The organism is Pseudoclavibacter sp. VKM Ac-2867 (assembly GCF_015351275.1).
Taxonomy (GTDB): Bacteria; Actinomycetota; Actinomycetes; order Actinomycetales; family Microbacteriaceae; genus Pseudoclavibacter.
The window spans coordinates 646910-668121 of record NZ_JADKSL010000001.1; the positions used below are offsets into that span (position 1 = coordinate 646910).

At 68.0% G+C, this 21212-nt stretch carries 19 protein-coding genes; 6 read left to right on the top strand and 13 right to left on the bottom strand.

Annotated elements, in window-relative coordinates; genetic code table 11:
- Nucleotides 1-9: 9 nt before the first annotated feature.
- The 4 genes from ITJ67_RS02890 to ITJ67_RS02905 form a co-directional block, all read right to left on the bottom strand.
- Nucleotides 10-1701, bottom strand: coding sequence for an MDR family MFS transporter (locus ITJ67_RS02890; protein WP_160071593.1), 1692 nt, complete (start codon nt 1699-1701; stop codon nt 10-12).
- Nucleotides 1702-1905: 204 nt separating this feature from the next.
- On the bottom strand, nt 1906-2109 hold the full coding sequence (locus tag ITJ67_RS02895) for a CsbD family protein (RefSeq protein ID WP_104242336.1): 204 nt from the start codon (nt 2107-2109) through the stop codon (nt 1906-1908).
- 50 nt (nt 2110-2159) lie between these two features.
- The gene (locus tag ITJ67_RS02900; protein ID WP_194676656.1) at nt 2160-2561 is read right to left on the bottom strand and encodes a GntR family transcriptional regulator; all 402 of its coding nucleotides are present in this window, start codon (nt 2559-2561) and stop codon (nt 2160-2162) included.
- The gene (locus ITJ67_RS02905; protein WP_194676657.1) at nt 2558-3274 is read right to left on the bottom strand and encodes a hypothetical protein; all 717 of its coding nucleotides are present in this window, start codon (nt 3272-3274) and stop codon (nt 2558-2560) included. Before ITJ67_RS02905 ends, ITJ67_RS02900 begins: the two co-directional genes overlap by 4 nt.
- A 100-nt stretch (nt 3275-3374) precedes the next feature.
- On the opposite strand from ITJ67_RS02905, the gene ITJ67_RS02910 reads away from it, so the two are divergent.
- The gene (locus tag ITJ67_RS02910; RefSeq protein ID WP_068495464.1) at nt 3375-4004 is read left to right on the top strand and encodes a DNA-directed RNA polymerase subunit beta; all 630 of its coding nucleotides are present in this window, start codon (nt 3375-3377) and stop codon (nt 4002-4004) included.
- Between the two features lie 27 nt (nt 4005-4031).
- Here ITJ67_RS02910 and eda read toward each other — a convergent pair whose 3' ends face one another.
- Complete coding sequence (gene eda, locus ITJ67_RS02915) at nt 4032-4712, bottom strand: bifunctional 4-hydroxy-2-oxoglutarate aldolase/2-dehydro-3-deoxy-phosphogluconate aldolase (RefSeq protein ID WP_194676658.1); 681 nt, start codon at nt 4710-4712, stop codon at nt 4032-4034.
- Between the two features lie 127 nt (nt 4713-4839).
- Between eda and ITJ67_RS02920 the strand changes: the two genes are divergently transcribed.
- Both ITJ67_RS02920 and ITJ67_RS02925 read left to right on the top strand, forming a co-directional pair.
- Entirely contained in the window at nt 4840-6303 is a 1464-nt protein-coding gene (locus tag ITJ67_RS02920) for a gluconokinase (RefSeq protein ID WP_194676659.1), read from the top strand.
- Nucleotides 6303-7250, top strand: coding sequence for a phosphoglycerate dehydrogenase (locus ITJ67_RS02925; protein ID WP_194676660.1), 948 nt, complete (start codon nt 6303-6305; stop codon nt 7248-7250). The genes ITJ67_RS02920 and ITJ67_RS02925 overlap by 1 nt, the downstream gene beginning before the upstream one ends.
- Here ITJ67_RS02925 and ITJ67_RS02930 read toward each other — a convergent pair.
- Nucleotides 7247-7996 carry a FadR/GntR family transcriptional regulator gene (locus ITJ67_RS02930; RefSeq protein ID WP_194676661.1) on the bottom strand — a complete coding sequence of 250 codons (750 nt, stop codon included), beginning with the start codon at nt 7994-7996 and terminating at the stop codon, nt 7247-7249. The genes ITJ67_RS02925 and ITJ67_RS02930 overlap by 4 nt on opposite strands.
- Nucleotides 7997-8195: 199 nt before the next feature.
- Here ITJ67_RS02930 and ITJ67_RS02935 point away from each other — a divergent pair, with 199 nt between their 5' ends.
- Genes ITJ67_RS02935 through ITJ67_RS02945 form a run of 3 tightly spaced genes read left to right on the top strand, consistent with a single transcriptional unit; the run spans nt 8196 to nt 11470 of the window.
- Nucleotides 8196-9587: a GntP family permease gene (locus ITJ67_RS02935; protein ID WP_194676662.1), complete on the top strand. Its 1392-nt coding sequence runs from the start codon at nt 8196-8198 to the stop codon at nt 9585-9587.
- 54 nt (nt 9588-9641) lie between these two features.
- Nucleotides 9642-10406, top strand: coding sequence for an SDR family oxidoreductase (locus tag ITJ67_RS02940; RefSeq protein WP_194676663.1), 765 nt, complete (start codon nt 9642-9644; stop codon nt 10404-10406).
- Between the two features lie 47 nt (nt 10407-10453).
- Nucleotides 10454-11470: a zinc-binding dehydrogenase gene (locus ITJ67_RS02945; RefSeq protein WP_194676664.1), complete on the top strand. Its 1017-nt coding sequence runs from the start codon at nt 10454-10456 to the stop codon at nt 11468-11470.
- Nucleotides 11471-12482: 1012 nt separating this feature from the next.
- On the opposite strand, the gene pstB is transcribed toward ITJ67_RS02945, so the two are convergent.
- The 7 genes from pstB to ITJ67_RS02980 all read right to left on the bottom strand — a co-directional run bounded on the left by pstB (nt 12483) and on the right by ITJ67_RS02980 (nt 21105).
- Nucleotides 12483-13262, bottom strand: coding sequence for a phosphate ABC transporter ATP-binding protein PstB (gene pstB, locus ITJ67_RS02950; RefSeq protein WP_104241957.1), 780 nt, complete (start codon nt 13260-13262; stop codon nt 12483-12485).
- 47 nt (nt 13263-13309) lie between these two features.
- Nucleotides 13310-14422 (bottom strand): phosphate ABC transporter permease PstA, encoded by a 1113-nt coding sequence (gene pstA, locus ITJ67_RS02955; RefSeq protein WP_104241955.1) that lies wholly within the window; start codon nt 14420-14422, stop codon nt 13310-13312.
- Nucleotides 14422-15411: a phosphate ABC transporter permease subunit PstC gene (pstC, locus tag ITJ67_RS02960; protein ID WP_104241953.1), complete on the bottom strand. Its 990-nt coding sequence runs from the start codon at nt 15409-15411 to the stop codon at nt 14422-14424. Before pstC ends, pstA begins: the two co-directional genes overlap by 1 nt.
- 124 nt (nt 15412-15535) lie before the next feature.
- Nucleotides 15536-16633: a phosphate ABC transporter substrate-binding protein PstS gene (locus ITJ67_RS02965; RefSeq protein ID WP_160073614.1), complete on the bottom strand. Its 1098-nt coding sequence runs from the start codon at nt 16631-16633 to the stop codon at nt 15536-15538.
- A 149-nt stretch (nt 16634-16782) separates the two neighbouring features.
- Nucleotides 16783-17865, bottom strand: coding sequence for a phosphate ABC transporter substrate-binding protein PstS (locus ITJ67_RS02970; protein ID WP_194676665.1), 1083 nt, complete (start codon nt 17863-17865; stop codon nt 16783-16785).
- Nucleotides 17866-18011: 146 nt separating this feature from the next.
- Nucleotides 18012-18971, bottom strand: coding sequence for an NUDIX hydrolase (locus ITJ67_RS02975; RefSeq protein ID WP_194676666.1), 960 nt, complete (start codon nt 18969-18971; stop codon nt 18012-18014).
- 4 nt (nt 18972-18975) lie between these two features.
- Nucleotides 18976-21105 (bottom strand): RNA degradosome polyphosphate kinase, encoded by a 2130-nt coding sequence (locus ITJ67_RS02980; protein ID WP_228496619.1) that lies wholly within the window; start codon nt 21103-21105, stop codon nt 18976-18978.
- Between the last annotated feature and the right edge of the window lie 107 nt (nt 21106-21212).

The following is a 21212-nucleotide window of genomic DNA, read 5'->3' on the forward strand; positions in this document are numbered from 1 at the left end:
ATGGCCATCTTAGGTGCGGTCTGCCTGCCGTCCCGAGTCCCCGAGGATCGGGATGGCGCCCGTGCGAGGGATGCCGACCATCGCCTCTGCGACCTCGACGAGGTCCTCGGAGGTCGACTCCGTGACCTTCTCCCGGGACTGAGTCGACGCATCCGCCTCGCTGCCGGAGGGGGAGGTCTCCTCGCCCTTGGCTCGCTGCACGGCGTTCTGCGTGCCGAGCTGGGCGTTCGGCAGGAAGGAGACGGCGATGAGCGTGACGATCGCGAGCGGCAGGGCCGCCAGGAAGATCGCGCCGACCGACGTGCCGTAGGCGTCCTCGACGAGGACCCGCAGCCAGTCGGGCAGCGTCGCGAGCTGCGGGATGCTGCCACCCGCGAGCGACTGTGCGGCTGCGGCCTGCTGCTCCGGCGGCAGAGCGCGGACGCTCGTCGAGATCGTGTCTGCCACGACGGTTCCCAGGATCGAGCCCATGACGGAGACGCCGATCGTGCCGCCCAGGCTGCGGAAGAAGGTGACGGCGCTCGTCGCGACGCCCATGTTCTTGACCTCTGCCTTGTTCTGGACGACGAGGACCAGGTTCTGCATGACCATGCCGACGCCGGCGCCGAGCGCGAACATCGAGACGCCCACGTACAGGTAGGGCGTGTCGTAGTGGAGGCGGCTCAGCAGGAAGAGCCCGACGACCATGAGCGCGCTGCCCGTGACGACGAACGCCTTCCACTTGCCGCGGCGGCTGATGAGGTTGCCCACGATGGTGGAAGCGACGAGGAGACCCGCCATCATCGGGATCGTGAGGATGCCGGACTCGGTCGGCGTCGCGCCACGAGCGAGCTGCATGTACTGGCTCAGGAAGACGCTCGTGCCGAACATGGCGACGCCGACGGAGACGCTCGCGATGACGGCGAGCGTGAACGTGCGGTCGCGGAAGAGCGTGAGTGGGATGAGCGGCTCCTTGACACGGAGCTCGACGAGGATGGCGATGACCAGGAGGAGGACGCCGCCCCCGACCATGAGGTAGGAGGGCAGGGAGTTCCACTCGAACTGCGTGCCCGCGAGGGTCACCCAGATGAGGAGCAGGGACACGCCGCTCGAGATGAGCACGATGCCGTAGTAGTCGATGCTGACCTTGCGCTTCTTCGGCTTCGGCAGGTGCAGGGTGACCTGCAGCAGGATGAGCGCGATCACCGCGAAGGGGAGGCCGACGAAGAAGTTCCAGCGCCACCCGAAGGCGTCGGTGATGACGCCGCCGAGGAGGGGGCCGCCGACGGTGGCCAGCGCCATGACGGCGCCGAAGAAGCCGGCGTAGCGGCCGCGCTCGCGGGGGCTGAGGATGTCCGCCATGACGATCTGGCTGAGCGCGCCGAGTCCGCCGGCACCGAGGCCCTGGAACACGCGCATGGTGATGAGCATCGCGGGGTCCTGCGCGAAGCCGGCGATCGCCGAGCTCACGACGAAGATGACGAGGGCGATCTGCAGGAGGAGCTTGCGGTTCGTGAGGTCGGCGAGCTTGCCCCAGATCGGGGTGGAGACGGTGGTCGCGAGCAGGGTTGCCGTGACGACCCAGGTGAAGGCGCTCTGGTCGCCCTTGAGGTCGCTGATGATGAGCGGCAGCGAGGTGCTCACGACGGTCGACGCGAGCATCGACACGAACATGCCGAGCATGAGGCCGGAGAGGGCCTGCAGCACCTGGCGGTGGCTCATTCCGGATTCGGTGAGCTCAGCGGCTGGCTTGGAGCTGGATCTGGGGTTCTTGCTGGACGACATCGACGCGGGGCCTCCTGGTAGTTGACAACGGTCAACCATACTCAGATGGTTGACCGTCGTCAACTACCAGAAAGGGCCCCGCGAACGGGGCCCTTTGCTGCATGCGCGAGACGCCGGAATGTGGCGTCTCGAGAGGCACTGCTAGTCGATCTTGCGCTTGAGGTTGTCGAGGCCCTCCTTGGCGGCGTCCTTGACGTCCTCGATCTTCTCCTTGAAGCCCGCCTTCGTCTGGTCGGAGCGGCCTTCAGCCTTCAGCGACTCGTCTCCGGTGACCGCGCCAGCGGCCTCCTTCGCGCGTCCGCCGAGGTCTTCTGACTTGTTCTGAATACGATCGTCGATTCCCATGAGGGGATGCTCTCAGGCGAACTTGGACGCCGCCTGTGGCGGAGTGGGGTTCAGGGCTGGGCGTGCCGATCCGCGGTGATCGACAGGGCCTCGAAGACGGCGGCGACCGCCTCGTCGTCGCTCACGCCCAGCTCACGCGCCTCGACGGCGAACGCCCTCGCGGCCGCCGTCAGTCGCACATCCCCGTGCCTGCCGTCCGCGGTCACGAACGTGCCCGCGCGGCCGCGGCCGACGACGACGCCCTGCTCCTCGAGGGCCGTGTAGCACTTCGCCACCGTTCCCGGCGCGACGCCGAGCGTCTCCGCCAGCGCGCGCACCGGCGGCAGTCGCTCGCCGGGGACCAGATCGCCTCGCTCGACGGCGTCGATGATGGCCTCCCGCAGCTGCCGTCCTGGTGAGCTCGCAGCGTCTCCCCCGAGGGAGAGGGAGGCGAAGAAATCAGCGGCGCTCACTGGCGCGGCCGCTTGCCTGGGCTCGTGTTCTCGTCGACGGCGGTGTCGGAGCCGAGCGAGATCTCCTCGTCGTCGTCCGGGTCGACCAGGTCGTCGAACATCGCAGCACTCGCGGCGTTCGCCGCCAGGTCGTGCTTCCTCTCGCGCTGGGGTCCGAATCCGAGCCACTTGCGTGTCGGGTAGTGGAGCTTCTCGCGCCGCCACCACAGCGTCGCGAGCACCAGCGCAGCGACGCTCGGCAGGAGCGCAAGCCACGCGCCGTAGGCGATCGGATACTGGCCGTTCGCCGCATCCACGCGGAGGGTCGCGAAGGCGAAGAGGAACAGGATCCCGAGTGTCGCGAAGGCGGCGTAGAGCTGGAGGATCTTCGCGGAGATCACCGCGACCCCGGAGATGCGGAGGATCAGGACCACGACGAGCCCGAGCAGCGGCAGCGTTGGCACGAGGCCGAACAGGAACGTGCCGAACCAGTTGTAGCCGAGCGCCTCATCCATCTGGCTCAGTCCCGTGCCGGCGACCAGGAGCTGCCAGCCGTTCAGGGTCGGCGCGATGCGGTTGAGGGGGATCTCGGAGTTCCACCATGGGAAGAACATCGTCACGACCAGCAGGACCGCCAGTACGCCGAAGGCGATCTGCTTCGGGCGGTAGGCCGGGTACGACGACATCGCCGCCGTGTCCTCGACCAGCGAATCGTCCTCGTGCGCAGTAGCCATGCCCCCAGCCTACGAGGCAGGTTCGCAATCGTGGCTCCGAACGCGCAGACTGGATGCGGCCCGCACGGGCCAGCAAGGCGCAGTCGGCGAGAGGGGCAGCATGACGCAACGACACCACAGGCCCGTCCGCGTGCCATCGCAGGCGTTCGAGGCGCTCGTCGGCGCCGACGACCCAGCAGCGGTGAGCCGCGTCGCGCACGACACGGCCCGGGCGCTCCTGCAGCGAGCCCGTGGCGAGGGCGACCAGGCGGTCGTCGCGCGCCTCGTGGCCTACGCCGACGAGAACGGCATCGACGAGATCGCCGAGCTCTGGGCCGGTGCCACCTCGCGTTCCCTGCCAGGCGCGCTCTGGCGCCTCTACCTGCTGCGGCAGGCCGTGCGCGCCAATCCGGCCGAAGCGAGCTACCTCTTCCGTCGAGGCTACGAGGTCGACCGCTCCATCAGCTCCGTGGTCGCAGGTGCAGCGACCCCCACCGGGCCGGAAGAGGTCGTCGCCCTCGCCGACGTCATCCTGCACGGCGCCTTCTCCGGTGACTTCGCCATCGCCCTCGAGCGAGCCGCCGCGTTCTGCCGCGTCATGTCGCAGGGGGCGACGAGCCTCGCGAAGGACGAGGAGAGCGTCGTGCCAGCCAGGGCGCGCCAGTCGACGCGACGTGCCATCCGGTACCTGGAGATGGGCGACGACCTGCACGCCTCCGCGGGTCTCTGGCGCATCGACGCGCTCGACTGAACGACCGGCCGAGGGGCTTCGTCGCGGCTAGGACTCTCGGCTCGGCGTGACCGCCCGACGTTCTGCCCGGTTGCCCGAGCGGAGTCCGCGCGCGAGCTCGACGGCGGCAGCGGTGAGTCTCGTCACCTCGGCCCAGTCCTGCTGGTCGACGGCCGACGGCGGAAGCATCCACGAGCCGCCCACGGCGAGCACCGCCGGGATGGCGAGGTAGTCGCCGAGGTTCGCGGGGTTCACTCCGCCGGTGGGCACGAAGCTCACGTCGCCGAACGGCGCGGAGAGTGCGGCGATCGCCTTGGCGCCCCCATTCGTCTCTGCGGGGAAGAACTTCACCGTCTCGATGCCCAGCTCCAGGGCGGCCTGCACCTCGGTCGCGGAGGTGGCACCAGGCAGAACCGGGATGTCGTGGGCCCTGCACCGCTCGACGACGGCACGGCTCAGGCCGGGGGAGACGATGAACGAGGCTCCCGCATCCACGGCGATGTCGACCTGGGCTGGGGTGAGCACCGTTCCGGCGCCGACGAGCACTCCGCCGCGGGCGGCGAGAGCAGCGATCGTCGAGGCCGCGGCGCTCGTCCGGAAGGTCACCTCGGCAACGGGGAGCCCGCCGTTGGCGAGTGCCTCCGCGATGCCGAGGCCCTCGGCGGTGGTCTTTGCGGAGACCACGGGAACGATCGAGTGCTCGGCGAGACGAGCAAGGATTTCGTGCAAGAGAACCTCCGTTGGCTGCCTTGTGTTCCCAAGTGGAACCCAATGATCATATTATTGGAGATCCTACCGAGAGTCGCCACCGCGCACGGCCCCGATCGGCAACGACGCCCACGAGTGGAGCAGAACCATGAAGATCCTCGCCCTCGAGTCCAGCACCACCTCAGCGAAGACGCTGATCTTCGACTCCGACACCCAGGAGGTGCAGGTGCGGACTCGGCGATTCGAAGTCGCCGGGCCCGACCCCGCCGTCCGCGACGCGGAGGGCATCTTCACCCAGCTCATCGCCCTCGCCCGTGAATCCGTCCGCGGGCACGACATCGACGCCCTCGTGCTGTCGAACACGTACCACGGCCTCGGGCTCGTGACCCAAGACCTCCAAGCGGCCAGCCCTGTCTACGAGTGGCCCTTCACGGGCGCCCAAGGACTCTGCGCCGAACTGCGCGAGGATGCGGAGCTCACCACCTGGTTCTACGAGCGAACGGGCTGCATGGTCAACGCCAGCTACCCCGCCTTCAAGCTCGCCTACCTGGCCCGCCAGGGCGTGGAGATCGCCGGGCGCAAGGTCATGGACCAGGGGAGCTTCAACTTCCTGAGATTCACCGGCCTCCCGTGGACGAGCTACTCCCTCGCCTCCGGAACCGGCCTGCTCAACGTCCACACCTCCGACTGGGACCTCGAGATCCTCGAGACCCTCGGTGTCGCCGGCGTCGACTTCCCCGAACTGCACGACAGCGAGGAGTCCGCCCCACTGCTCGCCGACGTCGCGACCTACCTCGGCATCCGCCCCGAAATCCCCGTCCTCGTCCCCGGACCGGATGGCGGCCTCAGCCAGGTCGGCGACCTCGCCGGGCTCCCCGGCGACATGACCTTCTCCATGGGGACCAGCGGCGCCATGCGGTTCGCGACCCTCGAGCCGTCCCTCTCCCCGCGGCTCAGCACCTGGGCCTACCGCTCCCCGCTCGGCTGGCTCAGCGGCGCCGCCACAAGCGGATGCACGAACTGCGTCGACTGGGCGAAGGACAGGTTCTTCGGCTCGGACGCCCAGTTCTCCGAGATCGAACCCCAGCTCGTCCAGGGACGGAACGAGCTGCCCACCTTCCTGCCCTTCCTGTACGGCGAACGGTGCCCGGGGTGGCAGGACCAGCGGCTCGGCGGGTTCGTCGGCCTCGAGCCCCGGCACGGGCGCGTCGACATGTACCAGGCCGTACTGCAGGGGGTTGTGCTCTCGCTCTACCACTGCTTCCGCGAACTCACCGCGATCAACGGCATGCCGACCCGCGTCCTGCTCTCCGGCGGAGTCCTCTCCTCGCCGTTCTGGACCCAGATGACGGCAGACGCCTTCGGGGTCGAGATGGAGGTGTCGTCGCTGCAGCACAGCTCGGTGGTCGGCGCCGTGCGCCTCGGCCTCCGCGCCGCCGGACTCAGCGAGGACCAGCCGGCGTTCCGGAACACGGAGACGCAGCGAGTCATCCCGAACCCCGCCATGCGGGACTACTACGACCGCGCCTTCGCCAAGTACCTCGACGCCTACGACCGCACGAGCACCGCACCGGATGCGCGTGCTGAGTCCCTCACTGGAGGCAACGCCTGATGCGCATCCTGATCACCCCCACCTCCCTGAGCCGGACTCCGGACGCCGAGGTGCTCGCCCCGCTGCGGGACATGGCCGACGAGCTGATCTTCAACGCGCTCGGGCGCCCGCTCACCTCCGCCGAGCTCGCTGAGGCCCTGCCCGGGATCGACGGCGTCATCGCTGGCCTCGACACCTACGACGCGGCAGCGCTCGCGGGCGCCGACCGCCTTCGGGTGATCTCCAGGTACGGTGTCGGCGTCAACAACGTCGACCTGGACGCTGCAGCCGGGAGAGGCATCCACGTCACCAGAACCCCTGGGGCGAACGCCTCCGCGGTCGCCGAACTCGCGATCGGCCTCGCCTTCGCCGTCGCCAGAGAGATCCCCAGGCTGCACGCTGAGGTCGCGGATGGCGGCTGGCCGCGAGGCAGCGGCATCGAGCTCGGTGGGCGCACGTTCGGGGTCGTCGGTTTCGGCGCGATCGGCCGGATCGTCGCCGAACGAGCCCGCGGCATCGGGATGAACGTGCTCGCCTACGACCCCTTCGTTCCCGCCACCGCCATCGCAGAGACCGGAGCTACGCCGGCCAGCCTCGACGAACTCTTCCGGGCAGCCGACGTCGTCAGCCTGCACGTGCCGCTCCTCGAGAGCACCCGCCACGTCGCCGACGCCGCACGCATCGCGGCCATGAAGCCAGGGGCCATCCTGCTCAACACCTCGCGCGGTGGCCTCATCGACGAGGCGGCTGCCCGCGAGGCGCTCGACGCTGGGCACCTCTTCGGGGTCGGCCTCGACGCCTACGAGACGGAGCCGCCGCAGGACTCACCGCTGCTCGGGCACCCGAGGGTCGTCGCGACGCCGCACAGCGGGGCGCACACCGCCGAGGCCGTCGCCAGGATGGCGAGCGGGGCCATCCAGAACCTCGTCGAGGAGCTCTCCGGACGGGCCAGCGTGCATCGCGTCTAGGGTGTGTCGGGCGTCTCCGACTCGAACTCTGGGGCCTCGCCGATGGCTGCGTCGTGGATGATGAGCACCTCGCCCAGGATCGTGTCGAGGTAGCCCTTCGAGTGCTTCTCGGCGGCGAGGGGGTCGCCGTCCGCGATCGCCTGCGCGGTGAGCACATGGTTGTGCAGCGCGTCGTGCAGTGGCCTCGCCGGCGTGAGGCCCAGGTTCGCGCGGCCGGCGAGCACCTGGGCGATCGGCTCCTTGACGGCCGCGAGCAGCGCATTGCCGCTCGCATCCAGGATCAGGTCGTGGAACTCGATGTCGGCCTGCAGGTATTCGGGGGAGTCGCCGCGCTCGCTTGCGCCGAGCGCCTGCAGCTGTGCGGCGAGCTCGAGCAGGCGAGTCCGCTCGCGCTGCGAGGCCCGCGAGGCGGCGAGCTTCGCGGCGACCGGCTCGATCGCAGAGCGGAGCTCGGTGAGCGCGACGAGCTGCTGGCTGCGGCTGTTTCCTCGAAGTCGCCAGCGGATGAGGGTCGTGTCGAGCGCGTTCCATTCGCGGGCGGGCTGGACGGTGATGCCGACTCGTCTCCGCGAGACGAGCAGTCCCATGGATTCCAGGACGCGGACGGCCTCGCGCACGACCGTGCGGGACACCGCGTAGTGCTCCTCGAGGGCCGCGAGGGTGAGGACCTGGCCGGCCTCGAGCTCGCCTCCCGCGATGCGGACGCCGAGGTCGTCGAGCACCGACCCGTGCACTGCCTGCGCCATGCGCACCTCTCTTCGCTCACCGCAACGATATAGATATGATCAAAACTTGAAATAAGTATGATCATTGTGCGAGGCTCGAACCACACTGAGCGTCACCAGAACCCGCGTTCCGAATCATCGCAGATCGCGAACGGCCTCACCCTCACGGCACCGCTGCACGGTCGCACGGTCCGAATTCCAGAAATCGACGGAGATCACCATGGAAGAAGAATGGACCCAGACACTGGGGACCGCACCGCTGCTCGGCATCGCAGCAGGAGCCATCGCGCTCATCCTGATCCTCATCATCCGCTTCAGGCTCCACGCGTTCCTGACGCTGGTGATCGTGTCGCTTCTCACGGCGCTCGTCGCGGGCGTCCCCGTCTCGGCCGTCGCGAGCACCCTCACCGGCGGCTTCGGCAGCACCCTCGCGACCGTCGCGCTCCTCATCGGCTTCGGCGCGATGCTCGGCCGCCTCATCGAGCACTCCGGCGGCGCCAAAGCCCTCGCTGACAAGCTCGTCGACGTCTTCGGCGAGAAGCGAGCCCCCTTCGCGCTCGGCATCGCCTCACTCATCCTCGGCTTCCCGATGTTCTTCGACGCCGGCCTCATCATGATGCTGCCCATCGTCTTCGCCGTCGCGCGCCGAGTCTCGGGCAACAACGTCCTCCTCTTCGGCATCCCCGCAGCGGCCGCCTTCTCGGTCATGCACGTGTTCCTGCCGCCGCACCCCGGCCCCGTCGCCGCCACGGAGCTCTACGAAGCCAACCTCGGCGTCGTCCTCCTGCTCGGCCTCATCATCGTGTTCCCGCTTTGGTACGTCTCCGGTTACCTGTGGGGCAAGTTCGTCGCCAAGCGCATCCAGCTCCCCGTGCCAGCCCTCTTCGGCGACCTCGACGAAGACCAGCCGAAGAACCCGCCGAAGGTCTCCACGATCATCCTGCTGCTCCTGCTGCCGATGGTCCTCATCTTCCTCAACACGGGCATCTCGGCCCTCGCCAGCGCCGGAGTCGTCGACGGTGACGCGATCTGGGCCCAGGCCGCGGTCCTCCTCGGCAACTCGCCCATCGCGCTGCTCATCGCGGTCGTCACCGCCAGCATCGTCCTCGGCACGCGCCGCGGCGAGAACGGCACCGCCCTCGAGAAGATCCTCGACTCCTCTCTCGGGCCGATCTGCTCCGTGATCCTCATCACCGGCGCCGGCGGAATGTTCGGCGGCGTCCTGCGCGCCTCCGGCATCGGCGACGCGCTCGCCGACACGCTCGGCGACCTCGGACTCCCGCTCATCGTCGCCGCCTACGTCATCGCCGTCGTCCTCCGCGTCGCACAGGGCTCTGCAACCGTCGCCCTCGTCACCGCGGCGGGCCTCATCGCCCCCGCAGTCGTCGTCGCCGACCTCAACGACTTCCAGGTCGCCTCGATCGTGCTCGCCACCGCAGCAGGCTCGGTCTTCGCCGGCCACGTCAACGACTCCGGCTTCTGGCTCGTCGGACGCCTCATGGGCATGGACGTGAAGACGACGCTCAAGACCTGGACGGTGCAGCAGACCATCGAGTCGGTCACGGCGTTCGCGTTTGTGCTCGTCATCTACCTGGTCGCGTCGCTCTTCTGAGCCTGACCCGGAACGCCCCGTCTGCGTGACACCACCTCACAGAGCAGGAACAGCATGGATCTCTTCACCCTCACGGGCAAGCTCGCCCTCATCACCGGGTCGTCGCGCGGCCTCGGCCGTTCGCTCGCCACGGCGCTCGCCGACGCAGGCAGCACGATCATCCTCCACGGTCGGGACACCGAGGCGCTCGCGACGGCCGCCGCCGAGCTGGAGGAGCGCACGGGACGCCCCGCGCACATCGTCTCCTTCGATGTCACCGACGCGGCTTCCGTCGAGGCCGGAATCGCGGCCCTCATCGCCGAGCACGGGGTGCCGGACATCCTCGTCAACAACGCGGGGCTCCAGCGGCGAGCGCCCTTCGCGGAGTTCAAGGTGGAGGACTGGGATGCGCTCGTCGCCGCCAACCTGAGCGGCGTGTTCTACGTCTCCAGGTTCCTGGCCCCCGCCATGATCGAGCGCGGTTCCGGCAAGATCGTCAACATCGGCTCGGTGCAGTCGCTCCTCGCCAGGCAGACGATCGCCCCGTACTCGGCCACGAAGGGCGGCGTCGCCCAGCTGACGAAGGGCATGGCGGCCGACCTCGCCAGGCACAACGTGCAGGTCAACGCCATCTCGCCCGGCTACTTCGCGACCGAGATGAACCGAGCCCTCGTCGAGGACGAGCAGTTCAACAGCTGGCTCATCAACCGCACCCCGGCGCAGCGCTGGGGCGCGTTCGAGGAGCTCGCGGGCACACTGATCTACCTCAGCTCCGACGCCTCGAGCTTCGTGTCGGGGCAGAACATCTTCGTCGACGGCGGCATGACCGCGGTCGTCTGATCCCGGTCACCGCCGACCACCTCGCACCAGGACACGCAGGAGACACCATGCGCGCAGCGTTCATCGAAAGCAAGGAAGCACTCGACCTCGCCGAGGTCGACACCCCGGAGCCGGGGGAGGGGCAGGTCCGGATCCGCGTCGACTACGTCGGCATCTGCGGCTCCGACCTCCACTACTACTTCGAAGGAGCCAACGGCGCCTTCGTGGTCCGGGAGCCGCTGGTCCCAGGTCACGAACTCTCCGGCAGGGTCGACCTCGATCCCCTCGACGAGTTCGAGACCGGCGCCCCCGTCACCGTGCATCCCGCCACGTTCGGCACCCAGAGCCGCGGACTCGAGGACTCGCCGCACCTCTGGTCCGGCGGCGCCTACCTGGGCAGCGCATCCACGACCCCGCACACGCAGGGCGCGCTGAGCGAGTACCTGCTCGTCGACCGCGGCATGCTCCGCAGGCTCCCAGCGACGCTGCCGATCCGCCGTGCCGTGCTCGCCGAGCCCCTCGCCGTCGCCCTCCACGCCCTCACCAAGGCGGGAGACCTGACCGGCAAGCGAGTGCTCGTCACGGGGGCCGGCCCCATCGGTCTCCTCACCATCGCCGCAGCCCGCGTCAAGGGCGCAGCGCACATCAGCGCGACCGACGTGCTCGTCGGTCCGCTCGCGCGCGCCTCCGCCATGGGAGCCGCCGAGGTGATCGACGTGAGCCGCGAGCAGGTGCCCGCCGACAGCTTCGACGTGGTCTTCGAATGCTCGGGCGTTGCCGTCTCCGTGTCGAGCGCGTTCGCGGCCGCCAAGCCGGCGGGAACCGTCGTGCAGGTGGGGATGGTCCCGAACGAGCCACGCCCCATCAACCTCGCTCCGTTCATCTCCAAGGAGCTGCGCGTCTTCGGCACGTTCCGCTTCAAGGACGAGATCGACGAGGCGATCGTCATCCTCGACGCTCATCCCGAGATCGAGGACGTCATCACGCACGAGGTGCACGCCGACGACACCGTCACAGCCTTCGGCCTCGCTCGGAACTCGGAGGAGTCCGGCAAGGTCGTCGTCGCTGTCTGGCCCGAGGGCTGAACCGCCACGCCGCCTGTTCGCCGTCAGCCAACACGGTGCACAGCGGCCGTCGATCCCAGTAAACTCGACGACGCCGGGCCGCAGTAACCCCGGGCTCCAATATTCGCCGCTGCGAGCGGCCTTCCGCCGAGAGGCGTTCCTGCGGCCTGGCTTTTCTCATGCCTCCTCCCGCCGCCGCCCGCCGGCCCCCGCCGGCCCCCGCCGCCGCCCGGTGCCCGGTGCCCGCCGCCCGGTGCCCGGCTCCGGCCCCCGCCGCCTCTGCCCCACCCGAGCGGTCTCGGGATGGAAAAGTCACTTCGTGCTGGGAACATTCCCGTCCCAGAGGGACTTCTCCATCCTGAGTTCTTGGGAGGGTGGGACGGTGGCCCGGGTGAGCCCACGGAGCCGGGTGTCAGCGGCTCGGCTGGGCGGCGGTCTGGCGTCCAGGCCCGCTGGCGGCTCGCGTCGACGTGGCTCGTGACTCGCTGGGCGGGGCGTTCCCTGGTTGTCGTCGGCCATTCGTTGTTGCTCGGGATGGAAAGGTCACTTCGTGCTGGGAACTTTCCCATCCCAGAGGGACTTCTCCATCCCGAGTAGTCGGGACGGTGGCCTGGTCGGCCGGGTGAGCCCATGGGCCCGGATCCCGGCGTCTCGGCTGGGTGGGGGTGTTCCCTGTTGGTCTTCGGCGATTCGTTGTTGCTCGGGATGGAAAGGTCACTTCGTGCTGGGAACTTTCCCATCCCAGAGGGATTTCTCCATCCCGAGTAGTCGGGACGGTGGCCCGGTGGCCCGGTCGGCCAGGTGAGCCCATGGAGCCGGATGCCGGCGTCTCGGCTGGGCGGGGCGTTCCCTGGCTGTCTTCGGCCATTCATTGTTGCTCGGGATGGAAAAGTCACTTCGTGCTGGGAACTTTCCCATCCCAGAGGGACTTCTCCATCCCGAGTCGGGTGGGAGGGCGGCGCGGGCGTGAGCGACGACTGCGGCCCCGGCGATGAACGCCGGGGCCGTAGTCGTGGATCGGGGGAGTGCGGGTCTAGCCGAAGCGGCCCGACACGTAGTCCTCCGTCGCCTGGACGGACGGGTTCTCGAAGATCGTCTTCGTCGTGTCGTACTCGATGAGCTTGCCCGGCATCCCGGTGCCAGCGATGTTGAAGAACGCCGTCTTGTCGGAGACACGCGATGCCTGCTGCATGTTGTGGGTCACGATGACGATCGTGTACTCGGTCTTGAGGTCCTCGATGAGGTCCTCGATCGCGAGCGTCGAGATCGGGTCGAGGGCCGAGCAGGGCTCGTCCATGAGCAGCACGTCGGGGGAGACGGCGATGGCGCGGGCGATGCAGAGACGCTGCTGCTGTCCGCCGGAGAGGCCGGAGCCGGGGAGGTCGAGGCGGTCCTTGACCTCCTTCCACAGGTTGGCACCCTGCAGCGACTTCTCGACGAGGGCGTCGGCGTCGCTCTTGGAGATCTTCGTGTTGTTGAGCTTCACGCCGGCGAGCACGTTCTCGCGGATCGACATCGTCGGGAACGGGTTCGGGCGCTGGAAGACCATGCCGACCTGGCGGCGAACGAGGACGGGGTCGACACCGGGGCCGTAGAGGTTGTTGCCGTCGATGAGGACCTCACCGTCGACCCACGCCTTCGGGATGACCTCGTGCATGCGGTTGAGCGTGCGGAGGAACGTCGACTTGCCGCAGCCCGATGGGCCGATGAAGGCGGTGACGCTGCGGGGTTCGATGACCATGGAGACGTCTTCGACGGCCTTGAACTTGTCGTAGTAGACGTTGAGGTCGTTGACTTCGATGCGCTTGGACACTGTGTTTCCCTAACTTCCTGGCTGGTCGGCCTGGTCAGTCTGACCGGTTAGCCCTTGGGGGCGAAGAGCTTGGTGATCATGCGTGCGACGAGGTTGAGCAGCATGACGATGATGAGGAGGACAAGTGCGCCTGTCCAGGCCAGGTTGAGCATGTTCTCGGCACCGGCTCCGACCTGCTGCGTGTAGGAGCGGTAGACGAAGACGGGGAGGCTCATCATGGCGCCCTGCGTCATGTTGTAGTTCATGTAGATGTTGAAGCCGGCTGCGATGAGCAGCGGCGCGCTCTCGCCGATGACGCGGGAGATGGCGAGCATGACGCCTGTCGTGATGCCGGCGAGTGCGGTGGGGAGCACGACCTTGGAGATCGTGAGCCACTTCGGAACGCCGAGCGCGTAGGAGGCTTCGCGGAGCTCGTTCGGGACGAGGCGGATCATCTCCTCCGAGGAGCGCACGACGGTGGGGATCATGAGCACGGTGAGGGCGATGGAGCCCGCGAGTCCGGTGCGCACGTTGGTGAGCGGGATGCCGAGCGTCTGCAGGATGAGCATGATCATCGTGTAGGCGAACAGGCCGGCGACGATCGAAGGGACGCCGGTCATGACATCCACGAAGAAGTTGATGGCCTTGGAGAGGCGTCCCTTGCCGTATTCGACGAGGTAGATCGAGGTGAAGAGTCCGATCGGCACCGAGATGAGGGTCGCGACGAGGGTGATGAGGAGGGTTCCGACGATGGCGTGGATGCCTCCGCCGCCTTCCGTCACGACGCCGACCATCGAGGAGGTGAAGAACGTCATGTCGAAGCGGGCGAGGCCGTTCGCGACGAGGGTGAAGAGCAGGGAGAGCAGCGGCACGAGGGCGAGCACGAACGCGGCAGTGACGAGCGAGGTGACGAAGCGGTTCGTGGCCTGGCGGGGGCCCTCGATGATGCGGGCGATGATCCACTGGCCGGCGATGTAGAAGATCGCGCCGAGGACGGCGAAGCCGGTCCAGTTGAACTCGCCGCCGCCTGCCGCGAGGAGCAGGGTGATCACTGCGGAGAGCGCGAAGCCGCCGACGAGGATCGCGTACGGGCCCCACTTGGGGAGGCGGCCGTGCGTGAGCGGGTTGATCATCTCGGGAGACGTCTGGTTCTGGGCTGGTTTCTGCAATGTTGACGTCATCAGTTGGCTCCTGAGAATTCCTTGCGGCGGCTCACGATCCATCGTGCGAGGGAGTTCACGAGGAGGGTGATGGCGAAGAGCACGAGACCGGATGCGATGAGCACGTTGATGTCGAGGTTCGACGCTTCCGGGAAGGAGAGGGCGATGTTGGCGGCGATCGTCGACGGGTTGGTGTTCGACGTCAGCTGGAAGGTGATCACGCCGGTCGCGGAGAGGACCATGGCGACGGCCATGGTCTCGCCGAGGGCGCGGCCGAGGCCGAGCATGATGGAGGAGACCATGCCGCCGCGTGCGAAGGGCAGGACGGCCATCTTGACCATCTCCCAGCGCGTTGCGCCGAGTGCGAGTGATGCCTCTTCGTGGAGTCGCGGCGTCTGGAGGAAGACCTCGCGGGTGAGGGCGGTGACGATTGGGAGCACCATGACGGCGAGCACGATGGCGGCGGTCAGGATGGTGCGGCCCGTGGCTGACACCTGGCCCTGGAAGAAGGGGAGCCAGGAGAGGTTCTCGTTGAGCCACACGTAGAACGGCTGCACGAACGGCCCGAGCACGGTTGCACCCCAGAGACCGAAGACGACCGAGGGGACGGCGGCGAGGAGGTCGATGACGTAGCCGAGGGGTGCGGCGAGCTTGCGCGACGCGTAGTGCGTGATGAAGAGCGCGACGCCGATGGCGACGGGCACGGCCATGAGGAGCGCGAGCAGCGAGGCCCAGAGCGTTCCGAAGATGAGCGGCAGCACGTACCAGAAGAAGTTGCCTTCGGCTTCCGGCTCGGCGAGGTTGGTCGCTCCGGCGACGAAGTGGCTGTTCTCGGCCGCATCAGGGAAGAAAGCTGGGAGCCCCTGGAAGAGCAGGAAGAAGAACACGGCGGCGAGGATCGCGAGGATGAGCGATCCGGAGAACGTCGAGAGGAAGCTGAAGACGCGGTCGCCCGGGCGCGACTTCGCCTTCACCGATGTGCCCGCGTCTGGGGCGAGTTCTGCAGTCATCTGCTGAGGGTTTCCCTAAGTCAATTGGGTGGAACGAGGCGAGCGGCTGATGAGAGCCGAATCGCCCGGTGCCATGCTTTCACAGCACGGCACCGGGCTGAAACGGATCTTCGGTGCTCGCGGACTACTTGATGGCGTCGACCGCGGCCTGGGCCTGGGTGCGGAGGTCGTCCGAGATGGGCGCGGAGCCCGCGTTCTCGGCGGCCGCATCCTGTGCTTCAGGGCTGATCACGTAGTCGAAGTAGGCCTTGACGTTGGCACCGACGGTCGGGTCGGTGTACTCGGAGCAGCCGATGAGGTACGAGACGAGGACGATCGGGTAGACGCCTTCGGCGGAGCGGTCGAGCTCGAACGAGAGGTCGGTCGCGGCGCGGCCTTCCTCGAGCGTGGAGTTGTCGACGACGGCGGCTGCCGCCTCGGGGGAGAGCTCGACGAACTCGGAGCCCGTCTGGATCGCTGCCGTGCTGAGGTCACCGGCGGCGGATGCGTCGAGGTAGCCGATGGTGCCGTTGCCAGAGGTCAGCGCCTGCTGGACACCTGGGGTCTCCTGAGCGCCTTCGCCGCCCGAGATGGGCCAGTCGTCGCTGTCCTCGAAGGTCCACACGTCGGGGGCAGCTTCGACGAGGTACGACGTGAAGTTGCCCGTCGTGCCGGAGGTGTCGGAGCGGTGAACCGGCGTGATGGCGAGGTCGGGGAACGTGACGCCGGCGTTGAGCGCGGCGATCTCGGGGGCGTTCCAGTTGGTGATCTCGCCCTTGAAGATCTTGGCGAGGGTCGCGGGGTCGAGGTTGAGCGAGTCGACGCCCTCGACGTTGAACGCGACGGCGATGGGGGAGATGTAGGCGGGGATCTCGACGAGGTCGGTGCCGTCGACGCAGTTGCCGAAGCCGCCTGCCTCGATCTCTTCCATCTTGAAGGCACGGTCGGAGCCGATGAAGGCCGAGGTGCCGTTCGTGAAGTCGGTGCGGCCGGCGCCGGAGCCGCCGCCGGCGTAGTTGATCTGGATGTTCGGCTGGACGGCGGCGAAGCCGGCGATCCAGGAGGTCTGTGCGGTGCCCTGCGACGATGCGCCGGACGCGGCGAGGGTGCCCGTGAGCTGCGCTTCACCTTCAACTGCGGTTCCCGGCTCTGCTGCGGTTGGCTCGTTGCTGGCGCAAGCCGCAAGCGTGAGTGCGGCGATTGCGGCCATGGCGACCGATGCGCCTACTCGCGTGAACTTCATGGAGTTTCCCTTCGGGGACAGGTGACATTCCTTTGGATCAGTTGCGATCCGTCGGTGACGCTATGCGCGAAGGGTGACGAGGAGGGGCGGGGAAAGTGAACGGGGGGTGAACGGGCTGGGAATGCGCGCAGATTTCTTGCCGCTCCCGCCTACTTCATCTGCTCCAGGACAGGCTCGATCTGCGTCCGGAGCGCATCCGAGATGGGAGCGGAGCCTGCGGCTTCTGCCGAGGCTGACTGACCTTCCTCGCTCACGACGAAGCTGAAGTAGGCCTTGGCGTTGGTGCCGACTGAGCTGTCGGCGTACTCGGCGCAGCCGATGAGGTACGAGACGAGCACGATCGGGTAGACGCCGGGCGTCGTTCGGTTGAGCTCGAACGCGAGGTCGGTCGGGGCGCGTCCCGTTTCGATGGTCGAGTTGTCGACGACCGCGGCGGCCGCTTCCGGCGAGAACGGCACGAACTCGCCGCCCGTCTCGACGGAGGCGGTCGTGAGTCCGTCGGCTGCGGACGCATCCATGTAGCCGATCGTGCCGTTGGCGCGCAGGGCCTGCTGCATGCCTGCGCTCTCCTGGGCGGCCTCACCGCTGTTCACGGGCCACTCGTCGACCTCGCCGTAGCTCCAGGCGTCGCCGGCTGCCTCGTCGAGGTAGGCCGTGAAGTTGCCGGTCGTGCCTGACTTGTCGGAACGATGCACGGGCGTGATGGCGAGCGAGGGGAGGGCCGCGTCCGGGTTGAGGGCCGCGATCTCCGGTGCATCCCACGAATCGATGTCGCCGGAGAAGATGCCGGCGATGGCCGCCGCGTCCAGTCGCAGCTCGTCGACGCCCTCGAGCGCGAACGCGACGGCGATGGGCGAGATGTAGGCGGGGATCTCGACGAGGTCGCTACCGTCGGCGCAGGCGCGGAACGGGCCTTCCTCGATCTCGTCGATGTCGAACGCGCGGTCAGAGCCGATGAAGGCCGAGGTGCCGTTCTGGAAGTCGGAGCGGCCCGCGCCGGAGCCGCCGCCCGCGTAGTTGACGCGCACATCCGGCTCGATGGGGTAGAAGCCCGCGATCCAGGCTGTCTGCGCGACGCCCTGCGATGACGCACCGGATGCGCTCAGCACGCCGTCGAGGTGCTGCGACCGCGGATCCTTGCTGACCGAGATCTCGTTCAGCGCGCATCCGCTGGTCACGAGGGCGGTGGTTGCGAGGAGCGCCAGGGCGGCGAGTGCTCGGGAGTGGTGCATCGAGATCCTTCTGCCATCAGGGGTCAGGCGAGCCCGGGTCGACCGGGATCGAACTAGGGCCTGAATCAGTATGGACGAGAAGTGGACGCGACGTGACGCGCAGGTGAACGGCGGCGGGTGCGAGGACTCGCGTCCGCCACCGGGGCTCAGGTGATCGGCCCGTGCGTCTCCGCCGCGACGACACCCGCTCGCGGGTGGTTGACGGGCACGTGGATGACGGAGCACTCGCCGGTCGACAGCATGGCGTGGCGCGCAAGTGAGCTCGGGCGCGTCGCCGTGTGCAGGGCGATGGAGCGGATGATGGCGGGCATGACGGGCGAGTGGCTGCAGATGACCGTGCTGCGTCGTCCCGAGATGAGCTTGCGCACCACCTCGTCGAGCTCTTCCTCGTCTTTCGTGTACGAGCCTTGGGCGATGCTGCGCTCGACCTGGGGGGTCAGGTCGAGCAGTGAGCTGATGGGGCCCACGGTCGAGCGGCAGCGGACGGCATTCGAGGTGATGACCGCTTCTGGGCCGAACGAGCGGAGGATGGGGACGACCGTCTCGGCCTGCTCGAGGCCACGGGCCGTGATGGGGCGCGAGTCGTCGTCGCCCGGCCAGGACTGCGGGGGGACGGCCGTCGCGTGGCGGAGCACGAGGATCGCGAAGGTGCGGTGCAGCCCGCGCCGGTACCGGTCGGCGAAGATCTCGAGCACTTCGCGGTCTCGGTCGTAGCTGAGGAGCTTTTTGGCCTTCTTGAGCGACACCCATTCGATGCCATCGACCTCGTCGTTCGGCTCGAACACGTGCCCTTCGTACGCGGCGTCGTCGACCTCGGCGGTCCAGTAGTGCACCTCCTTGGGCCGGCCATTCGGCATGACGTACTCGACGTACCCGAGGGGTGCGCCGAGGGTCGCCCGGTAGCCGGTCTCCTCTTCCACCTCTCGGGCGGCCGTCTCCGGGAGCGTCTCGCCGGGGTCGACCTTGCCCTTGGGGAGGGAGTAGTCGCCATGCCGCCCGCGGTGGATGATGAGCACCTTGAGCTTGTCATCGGCGATGTCTTCGTGCCACAGCACAGCGCCTGCCGCGTAGACGGTGCGCGAGGCGGCAGGGGTATCGATCGTCATGCGGCTAGGCCAGCGTCGTCGGCCTGCGACGCTTGCTGATGCGTCGCATCATCTCGTCGTGCAGGTCGGTGAGCCGGTCGCCGTTCTCGTCTCGGGCGTGACGAATCCACTCGGCGTCGGAGCCGAGGTGCCAGGTCGCCGTGGTGTCGGCCATCGCGAGGTCGAACATGCCGCCGATGTCTGCCGCGTGGTTCTCGTCGGTGATGCGCACGAGCGCTTCGATGCGGCGGTCGAGGTTGCGGTGCATCATGTCGGCTGAGCCGATGAACACGCGCTCGTCGCCGTCGTTCGCGAAGCAGAAGATGCGGGAGTGCTCGAGGTAGCGCCCGACGACGGAGCGCACTCGGATGGTCTCGCTGAGGCCGGGGACGCCGGGGCGGAGGCCGCAGATGCCACGCACCCAGATGTCGACGGGAACGCCAGCCTGGCTGGCGCGGTAGAGCGCGTCGATGATCTCCTCGTCGACCATGGAGTTGACCTTGATGCGGATGCGGCTCGGCTTGCCGTCGAGCGCGTTCTTGCGCTCCTTGTCGATGAGGTTGAGGAGTCCGGGGCGGAGGTGCATGGGGGCGACGAGGAGGCGCGTGAACTTGCGCTCGATGGCGTAGCCGGAGAGCTGGTTGAAGAGGCGCGTGATGTCGCGGGAGATCTTCTCGTTGCACGTGAAGAGCCCGAGGTCCTCGTAGATGCGGCTCGTCTTCGGGTTGTAGTTGCCCGTGCCGATGTGGTTGTACATCTTGAGCTCGTTGTCTTCCTTGCGGATGACCTGCAGCAGCTTGCAATGGGTCTTGAGCCCGACGGTGCCGTAGACGACGTGCACGCCGGCCTTCTCGAGCTTGCGAGCCCAGACGATGTTGTTCTGCTCGTCGAAGCGCGCCTTGATCTCGACGAGGACCAGCACCTGCTTGCCGGATTCTGCGGCCTTGATGAGGGCGTTGACGATGGGGCTGTCGCCGGAGGTGCGGTACAGGGTCTGCTTGATGGCGAGCACGTTCGGGTCGGCGGCGGCGACCTCGAGGAACGCCTGCACGCTCGTCGAGAACGCCTCGTATGGGTGCTGCACGAGCACGTCGCGGCGGGCGATGGCACCGAACATGTCGGCCTTCTCGTCGCTCTCGGACGTCCGGAAGGCTGCCGCGGTGACGGGCACGTGCGTCCGGTACTTGAGGTCGGGCCGGTTGATCGCGCCGAGCGCGAAGAGGCCGCCGAGGTCGAGGGGGCCGGGGAGGACATACACCTCGTTGTGGGTGATGTCGAGCTCAGTCATGAGCAGCTCGAGGGTCTCGTCGTCCATGTCGTTGGAGACCTCGAGGCGGATGGGCGGGCCGAACCGGCGTCGCAGGAGCTCCTTCTCGAGGGCCTGCAGGAGGTTCTCGGTCTCGTCCTCCTCGATCGTCATGTCCTCGTTGCGGGTGAGGCGGAACGCGTGGTGGTCGAGGATCTTCATGCCGGGGAAGACGTGCCCGAGGTGCTGCGCGATGAGGTCCTCGAGGAGGATGAACCTGGCCTTGCCGTGGTCGGACTGCAGCGGGTAGAAGCGCGGCAGCACGGGGGGCACCTTGAGGCGGGCGAACTCCTCTTTCTCGCTGCGGGGGTTGTAGACCCGCACGGAGATGTTCAGGGAGAGCCCCGAGATGTAGGGGAACGGATGCACGGGGTCGACGGCGAGAGGCATCAGCACGGGGAAGATCTGCTCGTCGAAGAGGTCGCCGAGCTCGACGCGCTCGGCGTCGGAGAGCTCGTCCCAGCTGACGATGTGGATGCCCTGGTCGGCGAGCTCCGGGCGCACGCTGCCGTTGAAGATCGCGGCGTGCCGCTTCTGCAGCTCGTAGGCCTTCGAGCGGATCGTGTCGAGCGCCTCCTGCGGCGGAACTCCCGCGGGGGTCGGGACGGCGAGGCCGGTTGCGATGCGGCGCTTGAGGCCAGCGACTCGCACCATGAAGAACTCGTCGAGGTTCGACGAGAAGATGGCGAGGAAGTTCGCGCGCTCCAGAAGGGGCGTCGAGGGGTCCTCGCCGAGTTCGAGCACGCGCTGGTTGAACGCGAGCCAGCTCAGCTCGCGGTCGACGAAGCGGCTGCGCGGCATCTCCTGCGAGTCTGCACCGGCCTCGGGGGCGCGGAGTTCGATAGTCATGCGGTCATCCTTCCAGGTGTGCGGAGAGGAACGGCGTCTCGTCGTCCGAGTCTCGCGGGAGTTCGTCCCTGTCCTGCAGGAATCGGGGGTTCCTGCCGGTGAAGATC

What these genes read in the sequence shown, in the direction of transcription:
- ITJ67_RS02945 (WP_194676664.1), top strand. Translation starts at nt 10,454, where the DNA reads ATGCGCGCAGCGTTCATCGAAAGCAAGGAAGCACTCGACCTCGCCGAG.
- ITJ67_RS02975 (WP_194676666.1), bottom strand. Translation starts at nt 18,971, where the DNA reads ATGACGATCGATACCCCTGCCGCCTCGCGCACCGTCTACGCGGCAGGC.
- ITJ67_RS02930 (WP_194676661.1), bottom strand. Translation starts at nt 7,996, where the DNA reads ATGGCGCAGGCAGTGCACGGGTCGGTGCTCGACGACCTCGGCGTCCGC.
- ITJ67_RS02980 (WP_228496619.1), bottom strand. Translation starts at nt 21,105, where the DNA reads ATGACTATCGAACTCCGCGCCCCCGAGGCCGGTGCAGACTCGCAGGAG.
- pstC (WP_104241953.1), bottom strand. Translation starts at nt 15,411, where the DNA reads ATGACTGCAGAACTCGCCCCAGACGCGGGCACATCGGTGAAGGCGAAG.
- ITJ67_RS02935 (WP_194676662.1), top strand. Translation starts at nt 8,196, where the DNA reads ATGGAAGAAGAATGGACCCAGACACTGGGGACCGCACCGCTGCTCGGC.
- ITJ67_RS02965 (WP_160073614.1), bottom strand. Translation starts at nt 16,633, where the DNA reads ATGAAGTTCACGCGAGTAGGCGCATCGGTCGCCATGGCCGCAATCGCC.
- ITJ67_RS02940 (WP_194676663.1), top strand. Translation starts at nt 9,642, where the DNA reads ATGGATCTCTTCACCCTCACGGGCAAGCTCGCCCTCATCACCGGGTCG.
- ITJ67_RS02925 (WP_194676660.1), top strand. Translation starts at nt 6,303, where the DNA reads ATGCGCATCCTGATCACCCCCACCTCCCTGAGCCGGACTCCGGACGCC.
- ITJ67_RS02970 (WP_194676665.1), bottom strand. Translation starts at nt 17,865, where the DNA reads ATGCACCACTCCCGAGCACTCGCCGCCCTGGCGCTCCTCGCAACCACC.
- ITJ67_RS02920 (WP_194676659.1), top strand. Translation starts at nt 4,840, where the DNA reads ATGAAGATCCTCGCCCTCGAGTCCAGCACCACCTCAGCGAAGACGCTG.
- ITJ67_RS02910 (WP_068495464.1), top strand. Translation starts at nt 3,375, where the DNA reads ATGACGCAACGACACCACAGGCCCGTCCGCGTGCCATCGCAGGCGTTC.
- ITJ67_RS02895 (WP_104242336.1), bottom strand. Translation starts at nt 2,109, where the DNA reads ATGGGAATCGACGATCGTATTCAGAACAAGTCAGAAGACCTCGGCGGA.
- ITJ67_RS02890 (WP_160071593.1), bottom strand. Translation starts at nt 1,701, where the DNA reads ATGAGCCACCGCCAGGTGCTGCAGGCCCTCTCCGGCCTCATGCTCGGC.
- ITJ67_RS02905 (WP_194676657.1), bottom strand. Translation starts at nt 3,274, where the DNA reads ATGGCTACTGCGCACGAGGACGATTCGCTGGTCGAGGACACGGCGGCG.
- pstA (WP_104241955.1), bottom strand. Translation starts at nt 14,422, where the DNA reads ATGACGTCAACATTGCAGAAACCAGCCCAGAACCAGACGTCTCCCGAG.